A 10932-nucleotide genomic window follows, 5' to 3' on the forward strand; every position below is an offset into this window, starting at 1 on the left:
ACCGAGCAATCGCGCTCGAACAAGTGGCCGGCCCGGCCCTGCTTGTCTCCCAGCACCTGGCTCTCGATGTGCGTCGGGTCCGGGATGTATGTCTCCAGAGAGACGCTGGCGTCGCCGAAAGCCTTCTGGGCCTCGTTGGAGGCAGAATTAAACGCGTTCTCCAGCTCCTTCTTTTCAGCCACGATGCGCATGCCGCGGCCGCCGCCTCCGGCCCACGCCTTGAAGATGACCGGGTAGCAGATCTCATCGGCCAGCGCCCGCGCCTCCTCGCACGAGGCCAGGACGCCCTCCGAGCCGGGCACCACCGGCACGCCGGCCTCGCGCATGATCTTTTTGGCCATGGCCTTGTCGCCCATTTTGCGGATGGCCATCGGCTGCGGGCCGATGAAGGTGATGTTCAGCACCCGGCAGGCCTCGGCAAAGCTGGCGTTCTCGGAGAGAAAGCCGTAGCCGGGATGGATAGCGTCGGCCCCGGTGGACTTGGCCGCGGCCAGGATGTTCTGGTAGAACAGGTAGCTTTCGGCCAGAGGCGCCGGGCCGATGCAGACGGCCTGGTCGGCGTAGCGGACGAACAGGGCGTCGCGGTCGGCCTCGGAATAGACCGCCACCGCCTCCAACCCCAGCTCATGCGCGGCGCGGATGATGCGGACGGCGATCTCGCCGCGGTTGGCGACCAGTATCTTGAACTTCATTTTTTCACGCCGGCGACCTCGATGCGGAACAGCACCTGGCCGAACTCGATCGGCTTGCCGTTCTTGGCGCAAACCTCCCTGACGATGCCGGCGACCGGGCTTTCGATCTCGTTCATGATCTTCATGGCTTCGACGATACAGAGCTTGTCGTTGACCTGCACCTGGTCCCCCTCCTCGACAAACGGCTCGGCGTCGGGGGAGGGGCTGCGGTAGAAGGTGCCCACCAGCGGCGCCTTGACTTCATGCCAGCCGGCCGGGTTTTGCGGCGCGGGTTCGGGGTCGACCGCCTTGGGTTGAACCGGCGGCTGCGGGCTAACCGCGGGGCTGGTCGCCGGGCCGGCCGGGGCGACTGAATCGATGCCCGGCAGGGATTGGGAAACGTAGGCATGTGGCTGCATATCGCGCTTCATGGCGATCGAGAAACGGCCTTCCTGGAGCGTCAGCTCCGTCAAATCATATTTTTTCAACAATTCGAGCAAATTTTCCAATTCCAGGTCTCGGATCCGCATGATACCCTCCTCAAATCAAGCAGGGGTTCAATATGATCTCAATGCAGCTCGTATTGAACCCCTACAACTTAGGTCTTATTTTTTTGGGAAATGACCGTTTAATTATAATATAACCGTGCCTGTTTGTAAACCCGGAAGCTCCCTGGCCGGGGTTCCCAACCTTCGAGCCATTTCCGCTTGTTTTTTGCCTGCGTTTGGCCTAAACTGCTTTTCATGGTTAAAGCATTTTGCCCGCACTGCGGAAAAGGAGTGGAGAAACGCCGCTTGGACCCCGACGGCCACGAGCGGGATTTTTGCCCCTCCTGCCAGACGGCGCTTTACGAAAATCCATTGCCGGCCACGGCGACGGTCGTTTTCAACCCGAAGCTCGAGGTGCTTCTGGTGCGGCGCGGCCAGGAACCCGGCAAGGGCAAATGGTGCCTCCCGGGCGGTTTCCAGGAGACCGACGAGACTCCCGCCCAGTGCGCCTTGCGCGAGCTGAGCGAGGAGGCCGGGATCAGAGGCGAGGTGCAGGAGCTGCTCGGCATGGAGATGAGCCCCCATCCCTGGTACCGTTCGGTGCTGGTGATCGGTTTCCTGGTGCAGGCCAACGGCGGGGCGCTCCAGGCCGGGGACGATGCCACGGAAGCGGCCTATTTTTCGAATACCAGGCTCCCCGAGCTGGCATTTGCCAGCCATGCCCGCATCATCGAGCGCGCCTTCCGCCCCCTTCAGACTCGGCTGCGCTGGCGCGGCTTGGGCAATGGCGCCTACGTCGTGACCAGCAACGATCACCTGCAAGTGGCCCGGGCGGCCTGCCTTGGCGGGGCGCGCGTCGTCCAATACCGCGAAAAAGAGGCGCCGGCAGCGCAGCGGTTGGCAACGGCCCGCCGGATCCGCGCCTGCACGCGGGAAAGCGGGACGTTGTTCATCGTCAACGACCAGCTCGATATCGCCATGCTCAGCGCCGCCGACGGCGTTCACCTGGGCCAGGACGACATCGCGGTTCCCGACGCTCGCTCCCTGCTCGGGCCGGGGATGATCATCGGCGTTTCTTGCTCTTGTCTGGAGCAGGCTTTGGAAGCCGAGCGCCGGGGCGCCGATTACCTGGGCGTTGGGGCGATATTCGCGACGCCGACCAAGGAGGGGTACCCGGTGGTCGGACTGGAAGGTTTGCGACGCATCGCGGCCGCGGTCACCCTGCCGCTGGTGGCCATCGGCGGCATCAACTTGGGCAACCTGGCCGGGGTGAAGGCGGCCGGGGCCAATTTCGCGGCCATGGTGCGCGAATTCCAGGACGACACCGCAGCCAAGGTCGCGGCGGTGAATGAGATTTTTAAATAATCAAAAAATATATTTTATGAAATCTTCAAACGCCGTTCGATCTCTGCGTCAGTCAAATTGAACAACGCGTCCAGGAACTCCACCTGCAGGCTGGCCGGGCCCTTGGCTTTCCCGGCGGCGATCTCGCCGGCGATGCCCATCACGGCCATGGCGGATGCCGTGGCGGCGAAATGATCGGAGTTGACGGCGGCGAAAGCGCCGCACAGGGCCGAAGCCGTGCAGCCCAGGCCGGTGACCCTGGGCATCAGCGCGTGGCCATTTTTTATCATGGCTATACTTTTTTTGTCGATGATATAGTCGGTTTTTCCGCTGACGCAAACTACGCAATGGTGCGCTTCGCTTAAGCGACGGGCGGAAGCCAAGGCGGTTTCGGCGGTGGCGGCGCTGTCCACGCCCTTGGTTTTCGCGTTGTCATCGGCAATGGCCATGATCTCCGAGGCGTTGCCGCGCAGGATGGCCGGCGCAACCGCCTGGATGAGCTCGCGTATCGTCCGCGTGCGATACGGGGTGGCGCCGGCGCCCACTGGGTCATAGATGATTGGGATGCCTTTTTTTTCAGCCCGGACCGCGGCCTTGAACATCGCTTCGACCCAATGGCCGCTCAACGTTCCGATGTTGATCACCAGGGCCGAAGCGATGCCCACCATGTCCTCGACCTCTTCCCGGGCATGGGCCATGACCGGCGAGGCGCCGACGGCTAGCAGCGCGTTGGCGGTCAGGTTCATGGCCACGTAATTGGTGATGTTGTGCACCAGCGGCGCCTCGCGGCGGACCTTCTCCAAGTTGGCGTAAATAACTTTTGCGTTCAGCGGCATGAGTTTATTACTCCCAGGCAAAACAGTGTTCACAATCATCAGATAAATAATGAAATCGGTGCAAGGTGTAAGGCGTAAGGTTGAGGGTCAAGAAAATTGCTGGCATTTTAATTTACCTGCCTGCTTTCTTCCCCTAGACCCTGTACCCTAAACCCTGTACCCTTCTTTACCCGATCACGCCCAGCATGAAGACCATGATGAACAGGGCCACGGTCTCGATCAGGCCGATGACCATGATATAGTTGCCGAACCCCTTGCCGGTTTCCGCGAAAGCGTCCGAAGCGGAAGCGCCGGCTTTCCCCTGATACCAGGCCGAAATGCCCATGGCCAGGCCTCCGAAAAGCCCGATTCCCAATAAGAAACCCGGGTCCAGCCTGGCCCTGGCAGCCTTCAGCGCGTTCATGAGAATGAAGCCATACACGGTCTGGGTCAGGGGGGCACCGACAAAAGCGACCATCATGAACGGGGCGGGCTTGTTTTGGGCGAAGCATTTCTTCCAGGCGCCTATCGCCGCCATGCCGGCTACGCCGGCACCGATGCCCGAACCGACGGCGGACAGGGCGCACACCGCGCCGATTCCGATTTGACTTAGGTTCATTTTTTACTCCTTGAAAGGTTTGTAAGGTTTTCCCGACCATTCCATGCCCAGATGCCCGGAAAATTCCAGCATATTGAGCCGGATGCCGTGCACGACCACGGACAGGGAGCCCATGGCCAGGTTCAATGAATGCCCCAGCAGCAGGATGATGCCGCCGGTGATGATCCCGGGGATGGTGCCCCCGAGGCTGGCGGCAATGCCGTTGAAGCTCTTGGATATTTCTATGCCCGCCAGTCCGACCGCGAAGAGACGGATATAGGAAATGATGTCGGCGAAGGCGCTGATGCTGCTCAAGAAGGTGGTCAGCAGGTTGGCGATGCCCATGGCGACGCCGTGGAAGAAGCGGCCTTCCTGGCGGGAAAAAACGATGATGAAGGATAATCCGCAGCCGATCATCCAGACGGCATGGCGGGGCATGGGGTATTTCTCGCTGCTGAGCACCATGTTCAATACCAGGTAATAAAGTCCCAGGACCATCGTCAGCCAGCCCAATTGGGCCAAGGAACGGATGAAGGGCTTGTCTTTGGATTGACGGATAAAATTCCAGATGTGGGCGATGGAAAGGTGCACGGTCCCGACGATAAAAAAAATCTGCTTGAAGGTCTCGCCGCTGCTGGGATTGAACGAAGAAAGCGCCGGGACGATCATCCAGGAGAGAAACGGCCAGGCGGCCAGTTTTACCGAGCCGAACCAGTTCCCGGTCAAAGCGCCCCAGAGGATGGTGGCGGAACTGAGAATCATCATCAGCGACAATGCCGCCGGGATCCTTTTGCTCCGGCGGCGCAAACGGATGATGAAAAATAAGGATACGGAGAAAAAGATCAGGCCGTAACCCGCATCGCCGATGATGGCGGCGAAGAAGAAGGTGAAGAACAGCAGGAAAAAGAAGCTGATGTCGAATTCCCGGTATCCCGGTACGGTCCCCAGCAATTGGAAGACCGGCTGGATGATGTCGATCCAGCGCTGGTTGCGGACGATCGTCGGAACGTCATCCTCCCTGGAAGGGTCCTGGAGCAGCAAGGCCCAGCCGTTGTCCCGGCAGGCCTTTCTCAGGACGGGCGCCTGATCGGACGGCAGAAAACCGCCCAGGAAAGAAAGCGCTTCCGTATGGCCCATAGCCGCCGCGGCCTCGGCCAGCTCTATTTCCCGGTCAACGGCATGGACGGCACGTTCAAGGATGCCTGCTTCGGCGCCCAGTTTCTCCAACTCCCTGCCAAACTGGCGACGATCGGACTTGTTTTCGGCCCGCAGCCTTTCCAGCTCAGCCGCGCCGCGCCGGGGCGGCGCGAGCGTTTTGAATTCGAGATTGAGCGGAGTGCCCGCCTTCAGGACCAGGGCGACCCAGAGAAGCATCCGGCTGCGCTTGATGACGAACGGGCGGAGCCCGGACGGGATATGGTCCAGCTGCTTGGGCGGAACCTCGAAAAACATGATCTCATAGCCTTGGTCCCGGATGGTCTGCATATCGGAAACCGATACACCCTGCCATTCACCCAAGCGGCGCGTTTCCTGGTCGAGGTTATCGGCGACTTCATCGAGGATGCGGATGGCTTCGTGGGTGTCCAGGATGGACCTGGCGGTGGCCAGGACGGTTTCCACGCTGCCGGTTTCAGATGCTCCATTTGCAGGGGACGACGACGTTTTATTCTTGGAGGTTGAAAAGAGCACGGCAAGGGCTTTCTCGAGAAGGATCTTTTTTTCCTTCCATCCCTGGGCCGACTGGACCTGCGCCGGCACGGCGCTGACGTGCAGAACGCCAAGCTTGCGAAGCTGGTGCAGAGTGTTTTCTTTTTCTTGCTGGCGGGCGATGACGAATGCTTTCTTCATCGCGACGATCATGACGCCTCCGCCCTGCGCAGCAGATTCTTCTTGGCAATTTTTCCCCTGACCACCGCGGCGGTCTGCTGGTCGCCGAGGTAAATGTGGATCCGGCGAATGTTTTCGATCGCCTGGGGGATCTTGACCTTTTCGAAGAGGTTCACCCGTTGGCTGGTCACCCGCAATTCAGCGTCCAGCAGGCCGATCTGACTGCGTAGCAGGCCGATCTCCACATCGAACCGTGCCAGCCTGGCGAACAGGGAGAGCGCCTCGTCGACCCAGGGCGGGGTCATGAACAGATCGTGGCTCTCGGTGACGAAGTCCATGGATTTGAAAACGGGAACCTCCACGCCGGCGATATTGGCCGATTCGCTCTGCACGCTTTTGACCCTCAGCCACTCATGGAAGGGGAACGGCTCGGCAAATAGGTCCAGCCATGACGCCGCCCCGTCGATCAATCCTTGCCGGTTCCGGATTTCTTCGGCCAGGCGGCCCTCCAGCTGACGGACAACCATCTGCAGCTGCTGCTTTTTTAGGAGCAGCGTCGGCAGATAACGGCGGTAACGCTTCAGAGCGTCTTTTTGCCTCTTCAGCTCGCTCTTGGTCAGCTTCACTGCGGGCATGTCTAGTCGGCGCCGGCAACCTTGGCCGGCCAGTATTTCCTGACCAGTTCGCTGCGCAACCGGGTCTCTTCAGGGGAGAAACATGTGGCGAGGATCTGCCAACCGTTGTCTAGGGCGGCTTCCAGGGGAATGTTGACCGAAAGGTCCATCAACTTCTGCTCGAAGATCACCCCGTATTTCAGCAGTTTCAGGTCCCAGTCGGTCATCTTGAATCCCATCGATTTCTTTTCCAGGGATTCCTTGTAGGCGGCGTAAAGGGTGATCATGCCGTCCATCAGCGGCCGGTGATCGGGGCGGGTGCTTTTGTTGACCAGCTGCTTGAGCCGGGAAAGCGAGCCGAAGGGTTCGATGCGGCCGTTCTTGAGGTAATACTGCCCCTCGGTGATGTAGCCGGTGTTGTCCGGCACCGGGTGGGTGACGTCGTCGCCGGGCATGGTGGTGACCCCCAGGATGGTGATGGACCCCGCTCCGGAGAAATCCACGGCCTTCTCGTAGCGGGCCGCCAGTTGGCTGTACAGGTCGCCGGGATAGCCGCGGTTCGACGGCACCTGCTCCATGGTGATGGCGATCTCCTTTAGGGCGTCGGCGAAGTTGGTCATATCGGTCAGCAGAACCAGTACTTTCTTGCCCTGCAGGGCGAAGCCTTCGGCGACGGCCAGGGCGATGTCGGGGACGAGCAGGCACTCGACGATCGGGTCGGACGCGGTATGGACGAAGAAAACGGTCCGACTCAGGGCGCCGCCCTGTTCTAGGGAGTCCCTGAAAAAAAGATAGTCGTCGTACTTGAGCCCCATGCCGCCGAGGATGATGACATCGACTTCGGCCTGCAGCGCGATTCGGGCCAGCAGCGGGTTGTAGGGCTCGCCCGAGACCGAAAAAATGGGGAGCTTCTGGGACACGACCAGCGAATTGAACATGTCGATCATGGGGATGTTCGTCCGGATCATCGTCCTGGGAATGATGCGCTTGGCCGGGTTGACGGCGGGGCCGCCGATCTCGATCATGTTTTCGCTTAAGTCCGGGCCCTTGTCGCGGGGCTTGCCGCCGCCGTCGAATATGCGCCCGAGCAGGTCGTCGGAGAAAGAGACGCGCATCGGGTGCCCGAGAAAGCGGACCTGGTCCCCGGTCGATATCCCCCGGCTGCCGGCGAATACCTGGAGCGACACCTTGTTCTCGTAGAGCCTGATGACTTCGGCCAGCGACGACCGTTTCGCGGAGCTGACCACGGCCAACTCCCCGTAGCGGATATCGCTGGCGCTGACGGTGATGACGTTGCCGGCGATCGCGTCGATCCGGCTGTAGACCTTTTTCATGCTGGGTTCCTTTTATTTCCATCGCCGAGCGTTTGCCAAATCGTGCGCCCCTTTTCGTCCGCCCCGCCTTGCCGGGTTTCGAGGAACGCCGTGATCTCGTTCTCCAGCCGCTGGAATTCCTCGCCTTGCCATTCGGCCCCGTTGTAGTCGAGAAACTTCTGGCGCAGTTGGTTGAAGAACGCGCGGGCTGTTTCCGGGCATATGCGGTGCCGGCCGCGTCGATCAGCCCCGGGTATTTGCTCCAACTTTCCAACGGATGAATGGCGGGGTATTTGCGGGCGTCCGACCGCTCGCGCGAAAGGCCGAGGAAAGCCCCAACCACCTTCAGGGTCGACTGGGTCACCGGCTCGTCGAAATTGCCGCCGGCCGGGCTGACGGTGCCTCCGATGGTGATCGATCCGCAGCGGTTGTCGCGCAGGCGCACCAGGGCGGCCCGTTCGTAGAAGCCGGCGATGACCGACTCGAGATAGGCGGGGAACGCCTCCTCTCCCGGGATCTCCTCCAACCGGCCGGACATTTCGCGCAGGGCCTGGGCCCAGCGCGAGGTCGAGTCGGCCAGCAGCAGGACGTGCAGGCCCATTTGCCGGTAGTACTCGGCCAGGGTGACGGCGGTATAGACCGATGCCTCGCGGGCGGCGACCGGCATGGAACTGGTGTTGCAGATGATGATGGTGCGCTCCATCAGGGTGCGGCCCGTCCTGGGGTCGGGCAGCTTGGGGAATTCCTTGAGGGTCTCGACGACCTCGCCGGCCCGTTCGCCGCAGGCGGCAATGATGACGATGTCGATCTCGGCGTTGCGGCTGATCGCCTGCTGCAGGACGGTCTTCCCGGCCCCGAATGGCCCCGGGATGCAGTAGGTGCCGCCGCGGGCGATGGGGATGAAGGTGTCGATGATGCGGATCTTGGTGACCATCGGTTCGCCGGGCCGCAGGCGTTCACGATAGCAGGTGACCGGGCGCTTGACCGGCCAGCTGAAGCTCATGCTGATCGGGACGCGGTTGCCCGTATCATCCTCGAGTTCGGCGATCGTATCTTGGATGCGGTATTCGCCTTCGGGAGCGACGCGGACGACTTTCAGGACCCCTTGCATCTGGAAGGGGACCATGATGCGGTGGCTGAAGATGCCTTCCGGAACGGTTCCCAGCGTGTCGGCGGCGCTGACCACGTAGGCGACCTCGTTCATGGACGCGTCGCCGGCGAACTCGACGGTGACCATGTTGCCGTTGACCCCCGACGTCGTCGCCGATGCCGATGCCGCGCGACATCTCGAAGATCTGCAGCTCGGCCCGGCGGCCGCGGATGCGGATGACCTCCGCCTTGAGCTTTTTCCCGGCGCTGGCCACGTAGGCGACCTCGTTCATGGAAACGTCGCCGTCCGCCTCGACGGTGACCATGTTGCCGTTGACTCCGATGACCTTTCCTTTAGTCATTTGCGTTCTCCGCAGCCATGGGGGAACCGGTGGCGCTTGTCCAAGCGGCCGCTTTATCCAGAACCTGGTTGTATTCCTTCGTGAACGACTCGCGGCCGGGTCCGGGTCGAAATTGACTTTTTCTTTCCAGCAGCAGCAGCTTCAGCCGGTAGACGATCAGGCGCCCCAAATCGAACTGGGTGTTGGTTTCGAGTTCTTCAAGGTAAGACCAGCGTTCACGGTCCAGCGCGTTTTCGGCCGCCTTGGGCGTTTCGGCGTCCAGCGCTTCCTTGACCTGGGCCGACAAGCCCGTGTAGAACGGAGCTTCTCTCAGAAACGGGTCGGGGCTGATTCCCAGCCGCTGGGCGCGCTGCATGGCCAGTTCGTTGCGCAAGGCTGTTTCCCACGCGCAATAGGCTTGCCACAGCGCATGGTCGCCGGGCAAAGGGCGGAGCTCGCCAAAGCTGATCCGTGACAGCAGGGCGAAATCGCCTTGCGAAACCTGCTCGCGACACATGGTGAGCCAGGCTTGACTGCTGAATGGAGGAGTGTCAGCGAAGAAGAGCAGGGGCAGGGATGCCACGAGATAGTAGTACTGAGTCAAGTTCACACATCCTGTTGCAGGGCGTCGGCGACGATCTTGGCCATGACCGGGTTGAGAAACAGGGCCAGGTTCTCGGCGATGCTCTCGGCGGAAAAGTCATAAAAAGCTTGCCCGTCTTTTTCGGCCACGCGGAATCCGTTCGCCAGTTCCGCGGCCGCCTTGATCTCGATGCCCGCGGCGATCTTCCCGGCCATAGCTTTGCGCAATGCGCCGGCCATTAAGTCGAACTGCTTCTGGGGCAGAAGGATCTCGATCTGGTTCTGGCGTTCCGGCGACCAGTTTGCGATCATGGCGGCAATGGCGGCGGTGATTTCCTTGTCATTGAGAACTGCCCGGGTCTTCTCCTTCAGCAGCGCCGAAAAAAGCGTTTCAAGTTGCTTTCTGACCTGCAGCAGGAGATCCCTGGACGCTTGTTTGAGGGACTCGCGGCCCGAATGTTCCAGCCGTTCCTGTTCGCGCCGAGCGTTCGCCAGCAGGGCCTCGGCCTGCACCCGGGCGGCGGCCACGATCTCGTCGGCCTGTGCCTTGGCCTGGTTTAGCAGCGCGTCGCTCTCCCGGCGGACCTTGTCCACACCCTCGCGATGGATGGTGTCGATCAGCTCCTTCAGTTGCACGTCGGGTATGTCCTTGGTTTCCATGCCTGGATTTTATTTGAATCGGCGTGTTCTGTCAACTTTGCGGTTATTGTTTCCCTGCAGATCCTGTCTGGGTGTGTATTTCCGGCCGGCGAACGAGATGCGTGCGGGTCTATAAGCCCAGGAACCGGACGGCCAGGCCGGAGAGGAGGATCGCGGCGCCGGCCAGGGCGTGGGCGTAGCGTTCCAGGGGACCGAGCGTGACGAAGCGCAGGCCCCAGCTGGAGAGGGCGATGATGGTCAGCATGGTGGCGATGGTGGCGACTGCGAATGCCGAAGCGACCAGGATCACGCCCAGGATGCTGTGCTTGGCCGCCGGGTACATGACCAGGGGGATCAGCGGCTCGCAGGGGCCGAAGACAAAAACGGTGAAAAGGATCCACGGGGTGATATTGGCTTTTTTCTTCAGGTCGTGGACATGAACATGGGCACTCTTATGTTCGTGGAGATGTTCGTGGATCGAGCCGTCGGCATGGGCATGGAGGTGCTGGTGGGGCTTGTTCTTGATCGCCCGGTGCAGCCCCCAGACGAGATAGGCGAAGCCGAAGCCGATGAAGAGCCAGGCGGCGGCGTTGCCGCGCCACGATTCGGCC

11 protein-coding genes and 1 pseudogene are annotated in these 10932 nt (G+C 61.2%); 1 reads left to right on the plus strand and 11 read right to left on the minus strand.

From position 1 onward, the window contains the following. Positions 1-692, minus strand: a 692-nt coding sequence (locus tag NTW95_03025) for an acetyl-CoA carboxylase biotin carboxylase subunit (GenBank protein MCX6556393.1), incomplete at its 3' end; no start/stop codon positions are given. After that, positions 689-1201 (minus strand): acetyl-CoA carboxylase biotin carboxyl carrier protein, encoded by a 513-nt coding sequence (gene accB, locus NTW95_03030; protein MCX6556394.1) that lies wholly within the window; start codon positions 1199-1201, stop codon positions 689-691. The genes NTW95_03025 and accB, both read right to left, overlap by 4 nt. Before the next feature lie 213 nt (positions 1202-1414). On the opposite strand from accB, the gene thiE reads away from it, so the two are divergent. After that, positions 1415-2524, plus strand: a complete 1110-nt coding sequence (gene thiE, locus NTW95_03035; GenBank protein ID MCX6556395.1) for a thiamine phosphate synthase — start codon at positions 1415-1417, stop codon at positions 2522-2524. Positions 2525-2538: 14 nt separating this feature from the next. Here the strand turns inward: thiE and thiM are convergent, their stop codons facing one another. The 9 genes and pseudogenes from thiM to NTW95_03080 all read right to left on the minus strand — a co-directional run. Beyond that, a complete protein-coding gene (gene thiM, locus NTW95_03040) occupies positions 2539-3339 on the minus strand; it encodes a hydroxyethylthiazole kinase (GenBank protein MCX6556396.1) in 801 nt (266 codons plus the stop codon). 166 nt (positions 3340-3505) lie between these two features. Continuing rightward, positions 3506-3937 (minus strand): V-type ATP synthase subunit K, encoded by a 432-nt coding sequence (locus tag NTW95_03045; GenBank protein MCX6556397.1) that lies wholly within the window; start codon positions 3935-3937, stop codon positions 3506-3508. A 3-nt stretch (positions 3938-3940) separates the two neighbouring features. Then, positions 3941-5776 (minus strand): V-type ATP synthase subunit I, encoded by a 1836-nt coding sequence (locus tag NTW95_03050; protein MCX6556398.1) that lies wholly within the window; start codon positions 5774-5776, stop codon positions 3941-3943. Then, positions 5773-6378 (minus strand): V-type ATP synthase subunit D, encoded by a 606-nt coding sequence (locus NTW95_03055; protein ID MCX6556399.1) that lies wholly within the window; start codon positions 6376-6378, stop codon positions 5773-5775. The genes NTW95_03050 and NTW95_03055 overlap by 4 nt, the downstream gene beginning before the upstream one ends. 2 nt (positions 6379-6380) lie before the next feature. After that, a complete protein-coding gene (locus NTW95_03060) occupies positions 6381-7691 on the minus strand; it encodes a V-type ATP synthase subunit B (GenBank protein ID MCX6556400.1) in 1311 nt (436 codons plus the stop codon). Then, a pseudogene (locus NTW95_03065) lies at positions 7688-9121 on the minus strand (V-type ATP synthase subunit A). Before NTW95_03065 ends, NTW95_03060 begins: the two are co-directional and overlap by 4 nt. Then, on the minus strand, positions 9114-9704 hold the full coding sequence (locus tag NTW95_03070; protein ID MCX6556401.1) for a DUF2764 family protein: 591 nt from the start codon (positions 9702-9704) through the stop codon (positions 9114-9116). Before NTW95_03070 ends, NTW95_03065 begins: the two are co-directional and overlap by 8 nt. Before the next feature lie 2 nt (positions 9705-9706). Further along, a complete protein-coding gene (locus NTW95_03075) occupies positions 9707-10342 on the minus strand; it encodes a hypothetical protein (protein MCX6556402.1) in 636 nt (211 codons plus the stop codon). 109 nt (positions 10343-10451) lie between these two features. Next, a partial coding sequence (locus NTW95_03080) for a sulfite exporter TauE/SafE family protein (GenBank protein ID MCX6556403.1) occupies positions 10452-10932 on the minus strand: 481 nt, incomplete at its 5' end.

It is taken from the genome of Candidatus Aminicenantes bacterium (assembly GCA_026393795.1).
Classification (GTDB): domain Bacteria; phylum Acidobacteriota; class Aminicenantia; order UBA2199; family UBA2199; genus UBA2199.

Coding starts and splice junctions, on each gene's coding strand:
- thiM (MCX6556396.1), bottom strand. CDS start 3,339: ATGCCGCTGAACGCAAAAGTTATTTACGCCAACTTGGAGAAGGTCCGC.
- accB (MCX6556394.1), bottom strand. CDS start 1,201: ATGCGGATCCGAGACCTGGAATTGGAAAATTTGCTCGAATTGTTGAAA.
- NTW95_03060 (MCX6556400.1), bottom strand. CDS start 7,691: ATGAAAAAGGTCTACAGCCGGATCGACGCGATCGCCGGCAACGTCATC.
- thiE (MCX6556395.1), top strand. CDS start 1,415: ATGGTTAAAGCATTTTGCCCGCACTGCGGAAAAGGAGTGGAGAAACGC.
- NTW95_03045 (MCX6556397.1), bottom strand. CDS start 3,937: ATGAACCTAAGTCAAATCGGAATCGGCGCGGTGTGCGCCCTGTCCGCC.
- NTW95_03050 (MCX6556398.1), bottom strand. CDS start 5,776: ATGATCGTCGCGATGAAGAAAGCATTCGTCATCGCCCGCCAGCAAGAA.
- NTW95_03055 (MCX6556399.1), bottom strand. CDS start 6,378: ATGCCCGCAGTGAAGCTGACCAAGAGCGAGCTGAAGAGGCAAAAAGAC.
- NTW95_03075 (MCX6556402.1), bottom strand. CDS start 10,342: ATGGAAACCAAGGACATACCCGACGTGCAACTGAAGGAGCTGATCGAC.